Annotated in this window: 20 protein-coding genes; 10 read left to right on the plus strand and 10 right to left on the minus strand. The window is 40.7% G+C overall.

Annotation, left to right across the window (positions count from 1 at the left end; genetic code table 11):
* Positions 1–50 precede the first annotated feature (50 nt).
* The gene (locus tag BMZ58_RS05525; protein ID WP_075035548.1) at positions 51–1,013 is read right to left on the minus strand and encodes a 3-hydroxyacyl-CoA dehydrogenase family protein; all 963 of its coding nucleotides are present in this window, start codon (positions 1,011–1,013) and stop codon (positions 51–53) included.
* 44 nt (positions 1,014–1,057) lie between these two features.
* Entirely contained in the window at positions 1,058–1,882 is an 825-nt protein-coding gene (locus tag BMZ58_RS05530; RefSeq protein ID WP_075035549.1) for a sugar phosphate isomerase/epimerase family protein, read from the minus strand.
* A gap of 1,043 nt (positions 1,883–2,925) precedes the next feature.
* On the opposite strand from BMZ58_RS05530, the gene BMZ58_RS05535 reads away from it, so the two are divergent.
* A complete protein-coding gene (locus tag BMZ58_RS05535) occupies positions 2,926–3,729 on the plus strand; it encodes a DeoR/GlpR family DNA-binding transcription regulator (protein WP_244151495.1) in 804 nt (267 codons plus the stop codon).
* Positions 3,730–3,854: 125 nt separating this feature from the next.
* On the opposite strand, the gene BMZ58_RS05540 is transcribed toward BMZ58_RS05535, so the two are convergent.
* Genes BMZ58_RS05540 through BMZ58_RS21315 form a run of 3 tightly spaced genes read right to left on the minus strand, consistent with a single transcriptional unit; the run spans position 3,855 to position 6,330 of the window.
* On the minus strand, positions 3,855–4,649 hold the full coding sequence (locus BMZ58_RS05540; RefSeq protein ID WP_075035550.1) for a triose-phosphate isomerase: 795 nt from the start codon (positions 4,647–4,649) through the stop codon (positions 3,855–3,857).
* The gene (gene dhaL / locus BMZ58_RS21310) at positions 4,642–5,310 is read right to left on the minus strand and encodes a dihydroxyacetone kinase subunit DhaL (RefSeq protein WP_208601400.1); all 669 of its coding nucleotides are present in this window, start codon (positions 5,308–5,310) and stop codon (positions 4,642–4,644) included. Before dhaL ends, BMZ58_RS05540 begins: the two co-directional genes overlap by 8 nt.
* Before the next feature lie 30 nt (positions 5,311–5,340).
* The gene (locus BMZ58_RS21315; protein WP_208601401.1) at positions 5,341–6,330 is read right to left on the minus strand and encodes a dihydroxyacetone kinase subunit DhaK; all 990 of its coding nucleotides are present in this window, start codon (positions 6,328–6,330) and stop codon (positions 5,341–5,343) included.
* A 521-nt stretch (positions 6,331–6,851) separates the two neighbouring features.
* Between BMZ58_RS21315 and BMZ58_RS05550 the strand changes: the two genes are divergently transcribed.
* The 4 genes from BMZ58_RS05550 (at position 6,852) to BMZ58_RS05565 (ending at position 10,007) form a co-directional block, all read left to right on the plus strand.
* Entirely contained in the window at positions 6,852–7,619 is a 768-nt protein-coding gene (locus tag BMZ58_RS05550; protein WP_075035551.1) for a DeoR/GlpR family DNA-binding transcription regulator, read from the plus strand.
* Positions 7,620–8,015: 396 nt separating this feature from the next.
* On the plus strand, positions 8,016–8,921 hold the full coding sequence (gene cidR, locus BMZ58_RS05555) for a cidABC operon transcriptional activator CidR (protein ID WP_075035552.1): 906 nt from the start codon (positions 8,016–8,018) through the stop codon (positions 8,919–8,921).
* A gap of 185 nt (positions 8,922–9,106) precedes the next feature.
* Positions 9,107–9,661: an acyl-CoA thioesterase gene (locus BMZ58_RS05560; protein ID WP_075035553.1), complete on the plus strand. Its 555-nt coding sequence runs from the start codon at positions 9,107–9,109 to the stop codon at positions 9,659–9,661.
* Complete coding sequence (locus BMZ58_RS05565; RefSeq protein ID WP_075035554.1) at positions 9,636–10,007, plus strand: hypothetical protein; 372 nt, start codon at positions 9,636–9,638, stop codon at positions 10,005–10,007. The genes BMZ58_RS05560 and BMZ58_RS05565 overlap by 26 nt, the downstream gene beginning before the upstream one ends.
* A 345-nt stretch (positions 10,008–10,352) precedes the next feature.
* Here BMZ58_RS05565 and BMZ58_RS05570 read toward each other — a convergent pair whose 3' ends face one another.
* Positions 10,353–11,447 carry an NAD(P)-dependent alcohol dehydrogenase gene (locus BMZ58_RS05570; RefSeq protein ID WP_075035555.1) on the minus strand — a complete coding sequence of 365 codons (1,095 nt, stop codon included), beginning with the start codon at positions 11,445–11,447 and terminating at the stop codon, positions 10,353–10,355.
* Positions 11,448–11,621: 174 nt separating this feature from the next.
* A complete protein-coding gene (locus BMZ58_RS05575) occupies positions 11,622–12,377 on the minus strand; it encodes a fumarylacetoacetate hydrolase family protein (protein ID WP_075035556.1) in 756 nt (251 codons plus the stop codon).
* Between the two features lie 211 nt (positions 12,378–12,588).
* Here BMZ58_RS05575 and BMZ58_RS05580 point away from each other — a divergent pair, with 211 nt between their 5' ends.
* Positions 12,589–13,515: a prenyltransferase gene (locus BMZ58_RS05580; RefSeq protein ID WP_075035557.1), complete on the plus strand. Its 927-nt coding sequence runs from the start codon at positions 12,589–12,591 to the stop codon at positions 13,513–13,515.
* A 209-nt stretch (positions 13,516–13,724) separates the two neighbouring features.
* A complete protein-coding gene (locus BMZ58_RS05585) occupies positions 13,725–14,591 on the plus strand; it encodes a hypothetical protein (RefSeq protein ID WP_075035558.1) in 867 nt (288 codons plus the stop codon).
* 82 nt (positions 14,592–14,673) lie between these two features.
* Here the strand turns inward: BMZ58_RS05585 and BMZ58_RS05590 are convergent, their stop codons facing one another.
* The 3 genes from BMZ58_RS05590 to BMZ58_RS05600 form a co-directional block, all read right to left on the minus strand.
* Positions 14,674–16,515 (minus strand): zinc ribbon domain-containing protein, encoded by a 1,842-nt coding sequence (locus BMZ58_RS05590; RefSeq protein ID WP_075035559.1) that lies wholly within the window; start codon positions 16,513–16,515, stop codon positions 14,674–14,676.
* A gap of 199 nt (positions 16,516–16,714) precedes the next feature.
* A complete protein-coding gene (locus tag BMZ58_RS05595; RefSeq protein WP_075035560.1) occupies positions 16,715–18,418 on the minus strand; it encodes a methyl-accepting chemotaxis protein in 1,704 nt (567 codons plus the stop codon).
* A 35-nt stretch (positions 18,419–18,453) separates the two neighbouring features.
* Positions 18,454–18,918, minus strand: coding sequence for a chemotaxis protein CheX (locus tag BMZ58_RS05600; RefSeq protein ID WP_075035644.1), 465 nt, complete (start codon positions 18,916–18,918; stop codon positions 18,454–18,456).
* Positions 18,919–19,475: 557 nt separating this feature from the next.
* Between BMZ58_RS05600 and BMZ58_RS05605 the strand changes: the two genes are divergently transcribed.
* From BMZ58_RS05605 to BMZ58_RS05615, 3 genes are read left to right on the plus strand one after another with little or no spacing between them, the layout of a single operon-like run.
* Positions 19,476–19,835 (plus strand): PadR family transcriptional regulator, encoded by a 360-nt coding sequence (locus tag BMZ58_RS05605; RefSeq protein ID WP_139207288.1) that lies wholly within the window; start codon positions 19,476–19,478, stop codon positions 19,833–19,835.
* On the plus strand, positions 19,819–20,487 hold the full coding sequence (locus tag BMZ58_RS05610; protein ID WP_075035562.1) for a permease prefix domain 1-containing protein: 669 nt from the start codon (positions 19,819–19,821) through the stop codon (positions 20,485–20,487). The genes BMZ58_RS05605 and BMZ58_RS05610 overlap by 17 nt, the downstream gene beginning before the upstream one ends.
* Positions 20,488–20,493: 6 nt before the next feature.
* Entirely contained in the window at positions 20,494–21,561 is a 1,068-nt protein-coding gene (locus BMZ58_RS05615; RefSeq protein ID WP_075035563.1) for an ABC transporter permease, read from the plus strand.
* The last annotated feature ends 2 nt before the right edge of the window (positions 21,562–21,563 follow it).

Raw genomic sequence — 21,563 nt, forward strand, 5'->3', positions numbered from 1 at the left:
TTCATCCTCTACACAAAATAAAGTTGTATATCTCATTTCAGAGTAGTTGCTTAAATTTTCACATCACTATTTGACTCTCTTAAATCCTTCTTCAGCCAATTAATTAATTCTTCTTCACGCTCCTGTTCCTTTTGTGCAGTAAATTCTGGTGTCCATTCATAGTAACCTTTTCCGGTTTTCGGACCATAATGGCCGTTATCAACTAATCCTTCCATAGCTGAGAATACTTCCTTCTTATCACTTAAATCTTCGAAAAGGTAAGAAGTAATTGAAGCATTTGTTTCTAAACCTCCCATATCCATCGTCATGAATGGTCCTGTAACACCGAAACGTCGTCCAAGACTATTTTGGATAGCGGCATCGATATCTTCCATAGAAGCAATTTCGTTTTCAAGAAGATATTGCGCCTCTCTAAAAATAGCGTATTGTAAGCGATTACCTACTTGACCTAAGACGTCCTTCTTAACAAGAATTGGTTTTTTATTCATCGATTCAAGTAATGCTAATGCACGTTCTACCGTTTCATCAGATGTATGATTACCGCGGACAACCTCAACTAATGGCATTAAATGAGCAGGCAGCCAAAAATGCGTGATAACAGTACGTTCAGGCTTATTTGTTAATTTTGCAATTTCTGTCGCACTTAGACCAGATGTATTGCTAGCTAAGATTGTATTTTCAGGGCAAGTTTCATCCAATTGTTTGAAGAAATTTTGTTTCAGCTCTATATTTTCAGGAATCGCCTCAATTACAAATGTCGCATCAAAAACACATTCTTCTAATGAATCAGTAAATGTGATAGCATTTATAATTCGTTCTTTTTCTTTCCCGTCCAACACATGGTAACTTACTAAGACATCTAATTTGGCCTCTACGCCTGCTTTAGCACGCTCAATATCGGCTTTATCAATTCCCCATACTTTAACATCAATCCCTGACCAGGCTGCAGTTAAAGCAATGGAGTGCCCCATAATTCCAGATCCTGCTATTGATAGTGTTTCTTGATTTGACATATTTGTTAGCACCTCACATTTGTTTTTTATAACTAAAGAATCGCTTACTTACTCGTTTCAGTAATGGGTTTTAAACGGTTTTCAACATAGTCATTAATATCATAAATAACTTTATTTGGATCCACTGCTGTTTCTTCCGTTTCTTCCTCTACCATAATCCAACCCTTATAATCATATTCTCTGAGATGTTCAACGATTGCCGGAAAGTCAATATCACCAGTACCCATTTTCTTCCATTCAGAAGTTTTAGAGCAATCTTTAAAATGAACATGTTTAATAATAGGTAAGTTATCTCTCACAATTTTCACCGGATCCATACCACCAGCCATGATATGACCCGCATCTGGTGTGTATCCTATGTATCTCGTATCAAGACTATTGAATAATACGTCATAGTCTTCTTTTGTTCTAAAATAGGAAGTTTCAGGTGAAGCTGGATGAAAAGAAGCAACCACACCATTTTCAAATGCCCTTTTTCCTAATGCATTAGCACAGCTAATGATTTGTTGTTGTCTTTTTAATAGATTTTCCCTATTAGGGCCGACCCTGGAAGGAACATTCATCACAGCACCAGAGAAATATTTCAAATAGTTAATATAGTAATCGGCATGTGCCCGCTCTTCTTCTGTTTCGTTATTATTACTCCAGGTAAATGGTACAGTTAAAGCTGCTAGCTCAATTCCTCTCTTATCAAGCTCTGCTTTCAGCTTCTGTGGATCATGCTTGTATTTCCCCAGCATAGCAACCTGTACATCAATTCCTTTGAATCCAGCTTTGCTAACGGTATCCATAATGTCATCTAAATAATCAATTTCTTTATCATAGTCTAATTCCCAAGTAGAACCATGACACCCGAATTTTATTTCCATTTTACTATCTCCTCCTTATAAAATAGCTTACAACTTTACTGCTATTTTTATATTGAAATCGCTTTCAAGTTGTTACATTCCATATTATCACTTATTTTCAATTTGTCAATGTTTTTCATTGAATACCTTCGTTAATTAACGAATAGAAAGTTAAATGAAAATAAAAAACAAAAAACACTGAGTGGCAACTTCTTGGGATATTCTTGATAAATTTCATAGACTATCATTCTATTCACCAGTTCTTAAACTTTAAGGAAGTAAACTTTAATGGATCGGAGCGACTACAGTAAACAAGTAATTTAATAAATCTCCTGATTTGAATCACTTAATGGGAAATGGAATGAAGTTGATGTCCTGAAAATTTCACAGTTTAGTACTTCAGCAAAGCGAAGCTGTTTAACACCCTAAAGTCCTGGCACCCATTTTGATGTAAAGGGAGCTGATATATAAGAAAGTGCTATAATAATAGGTTGATTCTAAACTTACTCATGGCAGGGATATTGCTATACGAGTTCGAGCCATTCATATGGCAAGAGATGGTGAGGAATGAGGCGCTTTATTATGTGGGGAATCGAAATTGTCTTGGGAGCCGGTGTATGGACTGTACGGAGTGGAGGAGATAAAGAAACCACAGGGAGCAGAGCGATTCGGTGTTGACTTATCGTACAGAAGCGGGGGTAAGTCTCACTAGTCGCTAGGCACTGGAGCTGGATAGCACACACATCGCTTATGTCCTCATTTTTGGTTTAGCCACTTCAGGGGGAAGATCGGGAAAGGATAGACTGGCAAAACCCCGCAGGGCCATAGACCGAGAAAGCTTGCCGTCTTCCTCGCGATAAGCGACTTATTCCCCACCGCCCCTTAATTCCCACAATCATCTTGAGTCTTCAAGACTACTGCCATAAACTTTAATAACTGATTAGGAACATCAACGTTTAATAGAGTCTATGGATTTAAAGAGTTACTTTAGCATCAGATCTTAGCAAGGAGCCATTTATATTTTATTTCATTTACTATCGTGATATCCTAAAAGTATCTACGGAATGTTAACAAAACAAAAAAATGAAGGTGATTTTTTGGGGAAAATGTTCGCTACTGAGAGACGTAACTTAATAGTAAGCCACTTACAACAAGAAAAAAGACTAACTGTTAAGCACTTAGCAAATAAATTAAACGTTTCTGAAGCAACTCTACGTACAGATCTAAATCTTTTGGAAGAGGAAGGATTATTGACACGCACACACGGTGGAGCCGTTCTGAATGAAAATGAACCGCCAAAAAATAACTTTTCTGATAGAGCGATGAGAAACATTGATTATAAAAAATCGATAACACGTAAGGCTGTAGAGTTGATCTCCCGCAAAGATTGTATATTGCTGGATGCCAGTACCACTTCTTTAGAATTGGCTCGTATTATAAAAGAAAAAGAAACAAAACTTACAGTCGTAACAAACGGAATATCCACCGCCTTGGAACTAAAAGAAAATCCTTCTATAAATGTTATTCTCATAGGGGGAATAGCTAGAATGGGATCTATGGGATTGGAAGGTCTCCTTGGAAAAAACGTATTAGATGAAATTAATATAGAGATGATGTTTACTTCTGCTAGTGGATTTACATTGGAAGATGGGTTAAGCGATTTCAACGTATATGAAGTAGAATTGAAAAAAGTAATGGTACAAAAAGCAAAAAAAGTTATAGCTCTTTTGGATCATACAAAAATAGGAACCAGTTCGATCGCTCCTTTTGCGTCTATTGATGAAATTGACAAAATCATCACGGATGAAGATATTCCGAATGAGATATTGCAATTATTAAAAGATAGCAATATTGACATCATTAACTAAAACACAAAAAAGAGAGCAGTCTTATAAGATGACCGCTCTCTTTTCTTTGTGTAACTTTTTTATCCACATCTGAAAGACGCTTAATTCTCCTCTCAAGATGGAACGTCAGCATGTTTTCTGTTTATTTATACTTTACTAACATCAGTTGTTAATAATGAATCAAGAGAGTGTAATATTTCTTGAAAGCTTTCTATATTCCAGGCCGCTCTTCCTATAAACAAACCATTCACATTTTGAATGTCGATATATTCCAGAAAATTATCCTTGTTTACACTTCCTCCGTACAACAATGGAATTTCTCTTCCAGTATCTCCAAATAGTTTCACCAAAGTTCGCCTTAGAAATAAATGGATATCAGCTACATAGGAAGAGTCTGCTGGAATTCCTCGTTCCCCTATAGCCCACACCGGCTCATAGGCTATCATTACTTGTTTTACTTGCTCTTCTGTCAGGCCTTTTAAGCAAATTTTTAATTGGGATGCTAGCGTTTCTTTTGAAATAGAATTATTTTTTTGCTCCATATTCTCTCCGATACATACAAGCGGTTTTATTTTATGGTGTAAGGCAGCATGGACTTTTTTATTTATGTCGATGTCGTTTTCATTAAAATACTGCCTGCGCTCGGAATGTCCGAGTTCAACTAATTCTATACCGATTTCATTGAGCATAAGAGGAGATACCTCTCCCGTAAATGCCCCGCTATCCTCCCAGTGCATGTTTTGGGCGCCTAGTAGAATACTAGATTCAGACAATTGGTTTTTAACAGGGTAAAGTGCGGTGTGAGAAGGAATAATGAACAACTGGATATCACTGGATAAAGTACCTTCAATATCCTTTAGCAGTTCTGTGTACCTTCCCCCTTCCTCAATGGTTTTCGTCATTTTCCAGTTTGTACCGATCCAAAGCTTTCCCTTATGCATGTTTGCTCAAACCTTCAACCCATTCTCTCATCGACTTAAAGATAATCCATACAGAGGTAGCACCAGCATCCTGATGACCGATAGCTCTTTCCCCTAAAGATTTAGCTCTTCCGAATTTTGCGATATACTCTTTGGAGAGTTCGACTCCTTTGTCAGCGCCCTCTTCTGCATTTTTCAGCCCTTCTAATAAACTTTTATTATTGTCAGAACATTGTTTTAATCTCTCGACAGCTGGTTCAAAGGCGTCAATCATTGTCTTATCACCTAAACTTGCTTTCCCCCGTACTTTAATGGCTTCAAGTGATTTCTCAAAAATCTCCGCTAATATCGGCAAGTTTAATTTCTCATGAGGTTCTAATCCTTTTACTCCCCCTATAAACATAGTTCCGAAAATAACTCCAGATGCTCCACCCATCGATGTCATCATAGACATACCTACTGTTTTTATTACTTCATTAATCGTTGTAAATTCTTTTTCTTTTAAATTTTCTTCTGCTTTTGTAAAGCCAATCGACATACCAATCCCATGGTCTCCATCACCGATAGCGCTATCGATTTTGGTTAAGAGTGGTTTGTTTTCTCTTACTTTTTCCCCAACATATAGGAACATCTCTTTTACTTGAGTTGCATTCAAATTAATTATCAGTGCATCTGTCTGCATGGTTTTCCCCTCCAAATTAATTTTATAGACTTATTTTTTGTAATAAGGCGAGTTTGCCGGTGCATCATACAGCTCTTTTAACTCACTGTCCAACTTCAAGAGGGTGATCGAGAGCCCGCCCATCTCTTGTGTGGTGCAATAACTGTTTACATCCATGTCATGAATTGTAATGGATTTATCCTCCAGGATTTGAGCTACTTTACGGTTAACAATGAATAATTCCATCAGGGTTGTCGAACCAAGACCGTTTACTAAAACACTAACTTCCTCCCCGCTGTCAATCTTACTTTCATCCAGCAATCTTTCCATTAGCCGTTCCGTCAATTCGTCCGCTGTCATCATTTTGGTCCGTTCGACTCCCGGCTCCCCATGAATACCCATACCAAATTCTATTTCATCATCTGCTAGAGTAAACGTTGATTCTCCAGAGTCCGGCATCGTTCCGGGATTTAATGCAACTCCAATCGAAAATGTTTGATCGCTCGCTTTTTGGGTCACTTTTGCAACACTCTCTAAATCTAACCCCTGCTCGGCAGCACCACCGGCAATCTTAAAGACAAAAACGTCACCAGCTATCCCTCTGCGATCTTCGTATCTTTCCATTGGCGCAGAAGCTACATCATCTCTCACCAGTACCGTCCGGGATTCAATTCCTTCCATTTCAAGCAGCTCAGCAGCCATGTCAAAATTCAAAATGTCCCCCATATAGTTGCCATAGACAAACAGGACACCTTTGCCTGAATCAACTGCCTGCGCAACGCTTTGTACATTATTCGGTGAAGGTGCAGCAAAAACGTTACCAATGGTTACACCGTCTGCAAGCCCGTCCCCAGCGAATCCCATGAACAGTGGTTCATGACCACTGCCTCCTCCAATAACGACTCCAACTTTATCCTTAAGATTCCTTCGGGTTATACCATTTACATTCTCTACCTTACGGAATGAATGATTGTAGGCTGCTAAAAATCCCTCAATCGTTTCTTCCACCACATCACTTGGGTTATTAATGACTTTTTTCATGCTCATCCTCCCTTACGAATTATCCTGTAAACTTGGGTTTTTCCCTTTGTTTTTTGTTACTTTTGCAATAATCTTTACCGGTATGTAGGACGTTACTCTGGAACCCCCATAGATTATAAAGTTTATTGATTTCTCCTAATCCGGATTCCAATGCAAATATGGACGCTAGTATATGGATGCTTTGACTCGAAAGCCGCCCTTTTACAAGGCATTTTTGTTCAAAGAGGTATATACAATCCCATCTAACTCCTTATCACGGACTAATTTTGTTACAAAAGTAAAGGTATTGCCTGACATTTTAACAGAATCTTCAGATAATACACCTGATAATATATGCATATTTTGTTGCCAGCTATTGTAACCGTTTACATATTACTGTATATTCATAATATCACTTATTTTCATTTTGTCAAATATATTTTTGAATATTTTCGAAACGAGGGGAAACGATACTTTTAATAATTTTCCGTAAACCGTGAACACAAGCTTTATTATTGAAAAAGACGAAGGGGGAAGGTACTATGAAAATGTTTGCAAGTGAAAGAAGAAATGAAATTATGAAAATTCTACAACAGAAACAAAGGTTGACTGTAAAGGAAATAGCTGAGCAAATCAGCACTTCGGAAGCTACCATTCGGGCGGACTTAACCAAATTAGAAATGGATGGTCTGTTAACACGAACACACGGTGGTGCCATTCTTAACGAAGGTGTTAGCAATGAGACGAGTTTTTATTTTCGTGAAAAGAAACACAAAAGCGAAAAAAGAAAAATTGCTGTAAAAGCTCTCGAATTGATTAAAAACCAACAATGTATTCTACTTGATGCGAGTTCGACGACGGTGGAACTCGCTCGGCACTTAAAAAATATTCCATTTCAATTAACTGTTGTAACAAATGGTATCCAAACAGCTTTGGAACTAAAAGATAACCCGTTGATTACGGTTATCTTGATAGGGGGAATTGTAACAAAGGGATCCACTTCAATTGAAGGAGACCTGGGAATACAGACCTTGGACCAAGTTAATATCGATTTAATGTTCACATCAGCAAGCGGGTTTTCGATTGAATCAGGACTTACAGATTTTAATCTTTATGAAGTAGAACTTAAGAGGGAAATGGTAAAAAGAGCGAAAGAAATTGTCGCGTTAGTAGATCATTCTAAAATAAACCTTTCATCTAGTGCGGTATTCTGCTTATCCAATCAAATCAACACCTTTATTACCGACCAACCTATGGATGAAGAGCTTTACAGGGAACTCAAAAAATTGAATGTGAAAATTATTGATTAATTCATACAATGTAAGTAGAAGTGTCTGCTGGAGAAGGCTTTTCTACTTTTTTATTTCTTGTCACCTCCTTAATAAGATGGATCTTCCTTGTATTCTAAGGTCAGCCAGACATTTCTGGCTGCCTTTTTTATTTCTAATCCTACACCTGCATAAACAGACTAATGGATTAGTTCTTAAGACATAGACCTCCTGGTGTCACCTATTCTTTAGTTCGTTCCTTATGCTACTAAATCTAAGTCCTTTAAGTAAGCCGCTACTTGGACAGTCGATTCGTAATCCAATATTGATATAAGATAAAGCAGGAGGAGAAAATAAAAAAACTTTTCCATTGATAGAATGGACAGCTCTCTTTATGATGGAACGTAATCAGTTAACCAAATGAAGGAGATGTAACCAATGGACATCCGCCATTTACAATATTTCATAGAAGTCGCCCGCTTCCAAAGTTTCACCAAAGCAGCGGAACACTTATTTATTGCCCAGCCGACCATCAGCAAAATGATCAAAAACCTGGAAGAAGACCTAGGGGTGGAATTATTTGAACGAACAAGGAAAAAGGTTATCCTTACCGATGCCGGACGGTTGATTTTGATGCAAGCAAAAACCATCGATAAAGCCTTCGAAAACCTTAACACCCAACTCGATGATCTGCTAGGACTGAAAAAAGGTCACATCCGAGTCGGTCTTCCGCCGATTATGGATGCTGATCAAATCATTAAAATTCTCGGAGGCTTCCATGCCAAGTATCCCCACATCACCTTCCAACTCATCGAGGACGGGGCGAAAAGAATCGAAGACAATATCCTCCAGGAGGAACTCGATGTTGGTATTACCGTTTTGCCGACACAAACGGACCGCTTCGACCACTTCTTTCTTTTAAGTGAAGAATTGGAGGTCGTCCTTCCTCCTGCCCACCCGTTAGCAGGACGTAAACAAATACGGCTGGAAGAACTGAAAGACGATTCATTCATCCTATTCAACAAAGATTTCGTTTTGAACGACAGGATTACATCTTCCTGCAAAGAAGCTGGCTTCATTCCAAAAGTCATCTCCGAAAGCTCTCAATGGGACTTTATCGGCAAGATGATCGCTTCAAATCTCGGTATTTCCATCCTCCCTAAAAGTGTGGCCAGACTGCTAAAAGAGGATGTGAAGAAAGTCAGAGTCATCAAGCCTGCCATTGCCTGGGAGCTTGCACTTATTTGGCCGAAAGATCAATACATCTCTTATGCCACGAAGGAATGGCTAGCATACACTCAAGATCGCTTAAGTACAGAGGGAAGTGGACCAGCTTCAAGTTGAAGTTGGTCTTTTTTTTATGCAAAAAGTCAATGATTGTAAGCATTTCCATAGATAAAGGCTATCCAACTCATGATGATTTGCTATTTCACTTCCCAAAAATTCACCCGTACACTGAAGTTATTCCATGATTATATCCAGATATAAAACAATAACGAATTATTCCAGATAAAAGGGGAGAAAAATAGATGGAAGCAAAACGCGCAAAAGAAAGTTTAGTGATCAATACAGATCAGGTAATGATCAATGATTTAAATAATTACAATACATTGTTCGGCGGCGTCCTCATGAAGAAACTTGATAATAACGCCACCATATCGGCACGACGGCATGCTCGTGTGAAAGAATGCGTCACCGCTTCGACAGACTCGATTGATTTCTTACATCCGATCCATCAAACCGATTCGGTGTGTGTAGAGTCCTTCGTTTCTTATACAGGGAACAAATCAATGGAAATCTTCTGTAAAGTAATTGCGGAAGACATGATTACAGGCCACCGCCGCATGGCTGCGACTGCTTTCTTGACGTTCGTCGCTCTTGATGAAAATAAAAAAGCTGTCAAAGTCCCGGCGGTTATTCCAGAGACAAATGAAGAGAAATTCCTTTATCAGTCCGGCGAAGAGCGTGCGAAAACACGGAGGATCCGCCGGGAGCACAGCTCTCAGCTTACAGAAATAATCGAACTTGAAAAACCATGGGAAGAAGGAGCAGATAAAAATGTTGAAATTAGCAAGCTTGGATGAATTGTACGAAGCGAAAAAAGATTTGGAAGAAGTCAGCCGCCGCAACCCTGAGGTCTATGAAATATTGACACATGTCGTCAGTTTCACCCGTCAGCTTCAAATCAAGTATGGCTATATGGGGGCCCTTCTAATGGAAGAAGACTTGACAGCTACCTACCCGGAATTCGTTAAAGGTTCGATACTTTCTCTTTATAAAAAGGAAGTGGACAAACTAAAAAATCATGAGGATTTCCCAGTGGTCAAAGAGGTACTGGATCAATACCGTGACATCGGAGACGCTAAACTATTCTTATTGATTCTAGGAGCTAAACCGGAGCTACTCAAAGGATCAACGATTATGAAATAAGCCAATGCCCGCCAGGAAGGTAATCCTTGCTGGCGGGTCTTTTTAACTATTCGTCTTTTGGATTTTGAAAATAGAATAACCTCAACAATTAACAACTTGGTTAACCCATCATTTTTCACACTAACGAAGTCGGGAAAGCCCACCCAATCGTCTGTCCAAGGAGATGAATAATCTGTCCGGTTTCAACGTTAATTTTTCCAACTCTCCCATGATTTCAGCCATTATCAGCTGTGATCCAGCCAAACCTATCTATTATTCAGCGATAAATGTCCATATTCAAGCGAAGAGCGGACGACACAAAAAAGCCCTGAAAGAGTCTCCTCTTTTCAGGGCTTCCATTAAATATCAATGCTCCATTTTAACAATCGGTTTGACCGTTTTTCCGTCTGCTGAATCAGCGAATGCCTGGTTGATTTCTTCCAGCGAATAATATTTAACAAGTTTATCGAACGGGAATTTACCCATCTTGTAATATTCGATCATTTTCGGAATGAACACTTGGGGCACAGCATCTCCTTCGATCGCTCCGACTAATGCTTTTCCTTCCGCCATGATGTCTTCAAAAACGTTGAACGTCGTATCAGGCGTTACACCGACAACAGCAGATGTTCCCATGGGACGAAGGGCGAGCACAGATTGACGAGTCACTTCCGGGACCCCTGTCGTTTCTACAGAATAATGGGTACCACCATCTGTCACTTGTTTAATTTCTTCCACAACGTCGACTTCTTTACCGTTGAAGGTGTGAGTCGCTCCGAGTTCTCTTGCAGATTCAAGCCTGCTGTCATGAACGTCGACGGCAATGATTTTAGAGGCTCCGACAATCTTAGCGGCCATGATAGCACTCAATCCTACAGCACCGCATCCATATACAGCGATCGTTTCACCGAAGGCTGGTTGAAGCTTATTCAATACGGTTCCACTGCCTGTTTGTATTCCGCACCCGAGTGGGCCAAGCAGCTCGAGATCAACATCCTTGTCCACCTTCACCACATTCCGCTCATGAGCGACGGCATACATACCGAACGAGGACTGTCCGAAAAAGCTGGAAAGCTCCTGACCTCCTTTGTAAATACGGTGGGTTCCATCAGGCATTTTACCCCCAAAATTCAACTCCACCATCACATCACAGTAAGCAGGATTTCCGGTCAAGCAATTTTCACATTGGCCGCAGGAAGAAAAGGAAAGAACTACATGATCTCCTTCTTCCACGGAACGTACACCTTCCCCTACCTTCTCGACGATTCCTGATCCTTCATGACCAAGAACGGCAGGAAGCGGAGTAGGTGCCTCCTGGTCTCTTGCTACCGCATCGGTATGGCATACACCGGAAGCTACTACTTTAATCAACACTTCATTCGCTTTCGGTTCTTGCAATTCGACTTCATCTATTTGGAAGTCAGCTCCCTTGTCATAAGTAATAGCTGCTTTCGTCTTCATGTAACTCCTCCTGTTATATATGCTTGAATTTTTATGTTCCCCTGTATTTTCATATATAAACGAAGGAAATAGGTAGAGAGTAGGGTGACTCTTTTCTTATGTGGTTTTCTGAAGCAGGCGAAATAATTTTTCCAGTCAAAAAAAGAACCTTGCCCGATTGCAAGGTCCTCCCGGTTATTGCTTCACACGATTCGTAAGTTTTCCGATTCCTTCTATTTCTATTTCTACCTGATCGCCAGGAGACAACGCCCCCACTCCCGCTGGCGTTCCTGTCAAAATTACATCACCAGGTTTTAGTGTCATCACTTCTGTCACTTTTACAAGCAGCTTTTCGATATTGTGGATCAAGTCGCTCGTGTTCGATTGTTGTCTGACTTCCCCATTCAAAGTAAGCTTTATATCCGCATGATTCGGATCCATCTCAGTTTCGATAACAGGGCCGAGTGGTTTAAAAGTGGCAAAAGATTTCGCCCGGGTAAATTGTCCATCTTTCTTTTGTAAATGACGATCAGATACATCATTACCAATGGTGTACCCGAAAACATAAGAAAGCGCATCTTCCTCGGAAACGTTTTTCGCCTTTTTCCCAATCACGATGGCGATCTCTGCTTCATAGTCGATTCGGTGGTCCAGATTCGGAAGTACAATTTCTTCGCCTTCGGAGATGACTGCGCTTGGGGAAACCATCCACATCATCGGTTCCTCCGGCAGCGGCTTACCCGTTTCTTCTGCATGGGAAGCGTAATTAAGCCCGATGCAGACCACTTGAGACGGCTCGACAGGTGGTAACACTGTCACTTCGTCGAAGGCATATGTATTGGAACTTTTTTCTGCCCCTTCAAGGAAATCCCCGTTCAGCTTTGTTATCTTCTGATCTTCCAATACACCAAAATGATTTTCTCCATCTTTTTGAAAACGAAGGTATTTCATGTACTTTCCCCCTAGTGAAATGATATATTTTTCATAATGTTCTTAATAATCAATTGTAAACTTCTTCGCTTAAAAGGAAAAGTACTTACGCTTGATTTGATTCTCACTCGGGTATGTAAGTAATAGTGGTCTTTTACATATAGTCTCTTATTTATGGCCCGACTCCCCATCGAAACAATCAAAAAATCTCAATTAAAAGGTGTTGAAATCCATGTTCACCCAAGCTCTCTCTACCATAAAAACCGGTTGGTTATTGCTTCGATCCGTGGCTGTCATTTCTTCTAGTGTCGCCACCATCGTTTCCACAATGCTGCCTTTATACCTTTACTTCCCTATATCAGGAAACCAATGGATGATCACTTTCACCCTGTTAGTACTTGGTGCTTTCCTCATCCACGGGGTGTTGACCCATCTTTTGAATGATTATATCGACGACCAGTCAGGGACAGATGCCCATAGTCCAGCAATTTTGTCAGGAGGAAGCCGGGTGATCCAGACAGGTTTGGTTTCTTCCCAGACGATGTGGCAGTTGGGAAAAGGGCTGATTGTCGTCTTACTTATGACGACGATCGCTTTTGCCTTTTTCCAGTTTTATAAATTGGCGATCTTGTTAGCTATCGGGCTTTGGGGTGCTATCTCCTACTCCCTTCCCCCTTTCCGACTAAGTTACCGTCCTTTTGTCGGGGAATGGCTCGCTACTTTTCCATCGGTACTTTTTCTTGGACTTGCCGGAGCCTGGCTTACCTTCGATACACTCCCTGAATGGGCAGTCCAGAACGCTGCCATTAATGCTTTATTCTGCATCGCCTGGGTGATGGTCCACCATATCCCTGATCGTGATGCCGACCAGCAAGCACATCCGATCAAACAGACAAGCGTCGTTTGGGCTGCAAATAAATTCGGTCCGGCATACAGCCGTCTGCCTGCTCTTTTTTACTTTGGAATGACAGGGCTTTGCGCCTTCTGGCTAGGCACGGAGCGGATGTGGGCAGCGTTTGGTATGGTAGCCATTGTAATCACGGCCATCTGTTTAATTTTCAAAATGGATGTGGATGATCACCAGCAGGTTTCCAATTATGAAAAGATAATTTTGATTCTAGCTATGATCAATGCGGTCTGGTTAGGTATTTTTATATAAATGCAAAAGAGAGTCTGACCGCCAGACTCTCTTTTATTGTTCTTCGGCACGAAAGGTCCTCCTTTAGTTCACTAACGGAGTGGGGGTCAGGCATCAAAATAACAAACATCAACGGGAGTTTGGCCGCGTATAATGTCATGATTGCCTCGAATACCTACCGAAAGGAGGAGTACATAAGCAGTACGACTAAGTGAAAAGGAGTGAACGTGATGCAACAATGCGCCCATTGCAAAACAGCCTATCAAGGAGGAAAGTTCTGTGGTAACTGCGGGAAACCATTTGAACCCTTAGAAAATGGGGAAACATTTACAACGGAACTCCCTTCAACAATTAACGAACAAGCCACCAGTCCAGCCATGTCAGAGCAATCCCACTTTTCTTCCCAACAACATAGACAAGTCATCACTGCAACGCCGGCAGTAGTCAACACGGATAATGCCCAACGCCCATCCGGAAAGTTTATCGAGTCCACGAAAGATTATTTCGAATATTTGAAGGTTGTGTGTAAAGAACCGACCAATGCATTTCGAGAAGGAATGGATGATAATTATTCGAAAGCAAGAAATACGTTCCTACTATTCCTTCTTTTCTCCGTGCTTACCGTGCATCTTGCAACACAAAAAATAACAGATATGTTCGGCTTTTTCGGTTTCGGGTTTGACGTGTCGTTCATGACCGTACTTTTTCCTGTCCTGATTGTATCCCTTCTAGCCATCACAATTGTTTGTGCCACGATGTTCCTTTTACTGAAAATAAGAAATCCTGACCCCCCTTCTTTCAGGGAAGTATCCGGCAGATTCGTTACCTTCCTGACGATTCCGATGGTCCTACTAGCCGTCACATGTTTATTCTTGCTGCTTGGTCTTGGGTCTTTGATTCCATTTACCAACGCGCTAATATTATTTGGACTTGCATCCAGTATTCCATTCACCCTTTACTCTTTGCACCATGAGAAAAAGCTCGGCCTGGATCCTTTCATCCATACCATGCTTACGTATTTGATATTATTCCTGTTACTGCGTGTCGTAGTGAACCAATTCATTTCAAGCATGACTAATATGTTCATGCCGTTCTAGCGGTTAAAATCAATAATCTGCTTGAACAACAAACGCGTGAAATCAGGTTTGGAATCTGATTTCACGCGTTTTTATTTACCCTTCAATCCCGTACTGTCTCTAAAATATCAATTCTCTCTATTTTATAACTCCCCTCCTCATCCACTGTTAACGTATATTCCTTTTCACGGTTATAATCGGTCCGCTCGCCATTATGAGTGAAAGTGAACGTTTCATGCATGAACACGATCGCACCATCAGCAGTGGTCTCCACATTCAAAGGTTCGTTCAAGGTAAAATTAAAATCAAAAGAATCTTCGACTTCTGTTTCCACATAGTCCTTCAATTCATGATATGCCGTACTATCATCTAATAAATAGTCTTTAGCAATCGAAAAGTCGACAGCGTTAAGAGCAGCCTCATAAGAGTTTCTAAACTCAATGACAAACTGAGCAGGATGCTTAGCTTCCAAATTTTCCACTGGTGTATCCTGTTCAGGAATCTCCAATTGAAAAACATCCGAATCTTCCATGATCGGGACTGTTTCCTTGAAATCTTCTTCATAGTCCAAAGATAAATATTCCACATCATCTATTTCCCAACCATCGTTAAAAACCATGTGATAGCTTAAGGTATTATTATAAAAGCCGGGATCTCCCGGACCTTCCGCTGTTAAGAAATGACTCTCAAAGTATTCCATCCTTACATCAGCACGGATATAGTACTTATCATCACGCTTCGTCAGGTATTTATCTGCACGCGACATTTCCATATTCTTCACCCAAAGCTGAGTGGTATAGCCTTCATCATCCCATCCACTGATTCTTTCTAGTACATCTTCTTCAAAATCTTCGGTTACATGTTCCAGTGGCAATTCTCCCTTTGTTTCAAAGGACACTAAATAGGATTGATAATATTCTCCTACTATTTTCGCGATTTCCTTTTCCATGTCATCGCTGTATTCGAAGTTCACCTCTACATTCGGTTCCTTCAAAGCAATAGTGTCAGACTTCATTACCCCCCAAGGAAATTCCGCTTCCACCTCCACCTTTACAGAACCATCCAGCATCACAGGACCGTATGACTCTTTTGAAAATGGATCGAAGTCCACCAGTTCTCCATTCACATATAGCTTAGCTGAACCCTCAGGCATCGCTTCTGTTTCAAATGTGACAGTGTCGGCTTTCATTTGGAAGTGAACATCCTTGCTGGAAGTCCCCCATAGCTCCACTTCTTCCGTAGTAGTCAAATCAGCTGTGTCATTTTTATAAGCAGCAGAAAATTGATAGATTCCAGGGAAGAGCGGTCCATACTCCTGTCCCTCACCATCTTCGGACGCCGTATAAACCTCACTTTCTCCATGCGTTACTTTCGTCCCTTTATAATCCGAGTGGAGTGTAACAAACACTGGTTTCACTGCGAGACGGTAGCGGTCAAAAAATAAAAACTTCCCGTCTTGAACAATGGTTATAAAGTAATCTTCATCCAGCCATTCATCCCAAAGTTCCTCTTCTTTCGATTTCGGCTCATCCAACTGTCCTTCCAGTTCCTCCAATAATGCCTCTGCTTCCCCTGGATACTCGGTAAGATAATCCAAAAACGCCTGCGTACCCTCTTCATCCACTTTCTCGTCGGAGTCTTCAAAAACAAACAAATCTGCCAGCACCTTAGTATCCTTCTGTTCTACGGCCTCTTCATACTTTTGGACAAGGCTTGTTTTTGAATTCATATTTGACCCAAGCAAGTATGTAGTGACTAACAGGAAAACGATCATGATACCGACTACCGACCATAGTTTCTGTTTCTTTGATAACTTCTTCTTTCCGGGCTTTATTGATGGCTCTTCAGATTCCGGACTTGATGCAGGATCAACTGGATGCCCGCATTCCAAGCAAAACTTATTCCCCTCGACCAGCTCTTCTCCACACTCTCGACAGTATTTCATAAAGCCCTCCTTTTCTCTAGGAACATTGATGGGTAATCCCCTCAAATCATCCTATGAAAACGGTGGGGTAATCATACTGTAATGTAAAGCCGCCATTTACCTTACATACACTTAACCATAATCTAATGTTCATAAATAGAAGGGAGAGTCAGTTATTGATCGCTGACTCTCCCTTTTTGAAGATACTTATTCTATTCCCTTATATTTTGAATTTCTGTACATAACCATTCAATGTTTCGGCTAGTTTGGACAATTCATTGGAACTATCCGCTACTTCTTCCATTGAACTGCTAGTCTGTTGAGCAGATGCCGAGGTTTGTTCCACACCGGCAGCAGCTTCTTCGGAAATGGATGCGATTTCTTCGACGGAAGCATTCATTTCTTGACTGCTTGCTGATATCGCAGACAAGTTACTTGTTACAGATTGAATGTCATTTGTCATTTCTTTGGCAGCTTCATTAATTTTCGTGAAAGTTTCACGGGTGGTCTTCATCTGGCTGGTCCCTTTTTCAACTTCCTGGTAGCCTCCCTGCAAGGATTCTGCCATATCTGCGGATTCTGTTTGTATGCTTTCTACAATGCCAGTTATGTCCGTAACTGATTCCGCTACTTGTTCGGCAAGTTTCCGTACTTCATCCGCGACAACCGCAAAGCCTTTCCCATGTTCTCCTGCCCGTGCCGCTTCAATCGCTGCATTAAGGGCTAAAAGATTGGTTTGATCGGCGATATCTCTAATGACTGATACTAATTTTGAAATTTCTTGTGACTGGGAATCCAACCCTTTCACCTTCTGTACAGCTTCCTGTACGATTTTATCAATGGCAGCCATTTGCTGAACTGACAAATTCATCAATTGGCTTCCTTCTGTGGTCATACCTAGTACATTTTCAGAAGACTGTCGGATGTTCTCACCATTGGCATTCGCTTCCTCCACTTGTGTAGAAAAGGTAGTCATAGCGGAAGAGAGATCTGTTGCATTGTTTGCCTGAGATTCAGAACCTGAAGCCAGTTCCTGCATAGTTACAGCTACTTGCTCCGATCCGGACCTCACTTCATTGGCCGATTGCGTCAATTCTTCACTTTGGCTGCTGACCGTTTCGGAAACCTCAGAGATTTGGCTGATCATTTCTTTCAAGTTTGTACTCATCGTATTAATACTTTGAGCCAGTTGCCCAATTTCGTCTTTTCCATCATACTCAATAGCTTGGATACTAAGATTTCCATCTGCAATCTGGTTACTAACATCCACCACTTCATGCAGGTTCCTGGTTACCATCCGACTTATAAAGTAAACAAGCAAGCCACCAATAAGAACAGAGATGCCTACGGATGCAAGGAGGATCAATAGTGTTAATTGCTGATCTTTTTTTGCCTTTATGATGGCATTAGCACGCTGATCATTCACCACCGTACGGAGTTCTGCTAACAAATCCACCGTTTCGGAACGGATCGTATTCGAATCCTGCAGCAAGCTATCCGCCGCTTCTGTTTCTCCATTTTGAACTGCGGGTACAATCTGTTCCATAAAGACATCATTCATTTCTTTATCCATAGCGACGATTTGGTCAAATAAAGCAAGCTCTTTTTCAGAATCCATCTTGCTTCGTATATCTGCTTCTAAAGTGTTGAAGTTTTCCCTGCGCTTTTCAAATTCATCGATATAGATTTGTTCGGGGGTTCGTACATAATCGATGACCCGAATACTTTTTGAACGGGTCAATGAACCCATTTCAGTGATTTTCAAAGCCCTGTCCCCTCGTCTTTCCAGCGCATCTATATCATCACCTATACTAGTGATCAATGTAGTTACTACTACTGTCGAAATACCAAATAAGACAAAAACGACGATTAAAGTAAGACCGTATTTCCATGCTATACTCAAATTCCTTAACTTTTGTTTCATTTATTTTCCTCCTAAGTATTCAAATGCTTCTGTTCTTACAAATCCAACAAAAGATAAACATCCATTTCTCCCGCATTTTCGACCGTAATTGGTATATGCAGACCATCTTTAAAACCACTCATGATGGTATCTCCCTGTAGTATGGTGGGAGAAGTGATGTCTGACTTGATTTCCTTTTCCATGACTTTTGTAGCCATACCGCCTGCAATCATATTTCCTAACTCCCCACTAAAGGAAAGCAGCATATCTCCTTCCGGTGTCATGCCAAACATCTCTTTTCCAATCCTCCCAAAAAAGGCCCGTTCACCCACCAGGACCATTTTTCCTTTCACATCCCCGATGATCCCTATTAAAACCCCGTATTCCAGTTTTACTACTTGTTCCGATGATGTAGGGGCATGGAAATCAAGTTGCAATGGAATGACATTTTCGATGGAGCTAATGATACCACTTAATAAGTCTGTGGCTTGTTCGTGAAGCCGTTCTGTTGTCTCTAACATTTGATCACTTCTCCTTTTCAATTTTGTATAGAAGACTTCGGCATGAGGGGAGATGGTTTCTCCACAGGAATAAAGTCTAGAAAAAAACATAAAAAAGGCCATCCTCACATGAGGATAGCCAATCGGTTAATCTGTTTCGGCAAAGGGGATTGCAGAAAATTGACTATCATGATGTAAAGTAGCCCTTACTCCAGCCCCCTGATATTGCATTTTATCCTTTTGACTTTACTATCCGTATGTATGATTTTCGTTCTAATTATCTACGAGACCCCAACGTTCCAATCTACCTACATGCCTCTTACGTCTTTATCTCTAATTTCAGGTGGCTCTATACTATATATCGACAAAGGTGTTTATTTTTACAGATTTAAAAATAATTCCTTGTAAATTCATTGGACAAAAAAATTAATACTTCAAAGCTTAAACATCTGATGGTGTCCATTCTCTAGCTTATTAACGCAGCGGGGGGGCAGGCACATTAATTACATCAAATAACATATTACTTTGACAGACACAGTAATATGTTATACATTGTATTACAAGGAGGTGATGGTACGTTGACAAAGAAAATTTCTACAGACCTCATTCGCGGTCACACAGATTCGATCGTTTTGAACATTCTCTACCAACAAGATAGCTATGGTTATGAAATTTACAAAACGATTCTCGAACTGAGCGAGGGGCAGTATGAACTGAAGGAAGCCACACTGTACACAGCTTTCCGGCGGCTACAGAAAGAGGGCCTGATCGCTTCCTACTGGGGAGATGAATCACAGGGCGGGCGACGCAAGTACTACCGGATTACAGAAGAAGGAATCGAACGTTTCGAACAAAACAAGAAGGATTGGGAATTTGCGAAAGAAATATTAAACAAATTGATTGGAGGAGGAATCAACCCAAATGACACAAAAGAATAAAACAGATAAGAAAATCCAGAATTATCTCGACCGGGAGTTTGCCGGAATCGGGGAAAGCCAGCAATTATTTGAGTTGAAAGAGGAACTTTATATGAACCTCAAAGAAAAAGTAAGAGATTTTGAAAAAGAAGGAAAAACAGAGGATGAAGCCTTTAAAGAAGCCATCAGTTCGATGGGGGATTTGAGCGGGCTTAAAGAAGATATGCGGCAAATCGGTGATGACCATACGAAGAAAGCTGTTTATACATCGATGGCGTCCCGCGTTTCAACCGCAGGTTTAATCATAGGCATTCTTGTGATCGTCTTTGGTGCGTTGACTTCAGCTATGTTGTATTTTATGGATCTCCCAGGAGAAGCGGTGTTCGGCCCATCCATATTCATTGTCGTAGGTGGGGCGATCGTAACTTACAGTGTCTTAACACGTGAAACGGCCGCCAAGTATGCGATGAATAAAATCAGAGCGCTTCTTTACGCATTGGCGATAGGATTACTTTTATTCAGCTTGAGTGTTGCACTCCTTTCTGGTATGGCTACTGGCGAAGTGTTCGTAGCGATCAGTTCTTTCATGGTGTTTTTCATTATAGGTCTTGGACTGCTTTTAGGTCTGCTCTTTTCTAAAGGCACCGATCGAACCAAAGGAAGAATGGGGTGAATTGGTATGTTTTTAGCTTTAAAAGAAATGAAGCGAGCCAAACTCCGATATATTTTGCTAAGCCTGATCATGGTTTCGATTTTGTTTTTAGTATTTTTCATGACAGGGCTTGCTAATGGTTTGTCCTTTGCTGATAGTTCTTCCTTACAAAAAATCAAGGCAGACTATATTGTGACGAACGAAGAAGCAGAAGGTGCGGTCATCAATTCTGAGCTGACTCAAGAGCAATTCAAGGAAATCAGCAGCTCTATAGAAGAACCTGCTTCTCCACTATCACTGACGATGTCGACTATTACGGGAAAAGAAAATCAAAAAGATACCGATATGATTTATTTTTCCGTCGACCCTGAACACTACGCTGACCTTCCCATCATAGAAGGAAAGAATATTAGTGAAATAACAGGCAAGGAAGTATTGGTTAATGAAAGTTTCAAAAAAGATGGATATGAATTGAACGATCGACTCATCGATGAGAGTACAGAGAAAACGATGACCATTGCAGGTTTTATCGAAAATCAAACGTACTCTTTTCTTCCAGTCATCTATTCTGATATTGATTCAGGAATCCATCCAACGAAAAGCAATGAGGGTATCTACAATGCCGTCGTATATAACGGGGCAAAAACAGATATAGCAGGCTTCGATACTTCAACGAATGAAGAAGCAGTTCAATCGATGCCGGGATATTCGGAAACGCAAGGCTCTTTCACCGTCATGAAAGTATTCATGTTCATCATTTCCGCCTTTGTGTCCGCAGTATTTTTCTATGTCATGACCATCCAAAAAACGAACCAGTTCGGTGTTTTAAAAGCGATGGGAGCAACGACGTTTTATATCTCAAAAAGCATCGTCACTCAAGTACTGCTTCTTACACTGTTCAGCTTATCCGCCAGTGCTACAGCTGTTGTAGGAATGGCGCAAATCCTGCCTGAGGGCGTCCCTTTTCAAGCATCCGTTTCATTGGTACTCGTAACAGGCGCTGTATTCATCCTTTTGAATTTAGCAGGATCTCTTCTTTCCTTATATAAAGTGACAAAAATAGATCCATTAGAAGCAATCGGGAGGAGTGAATGATC

It is taken from the genome of Halobacillus dabanensis (assembly GCF_900114165.1).
Taxonomy (GTDB): Bacteria; Bacillota; Bacilli; order Bacillales; family Halobacillaceae; genus Halobacillus; species Halobacillus dabanensis.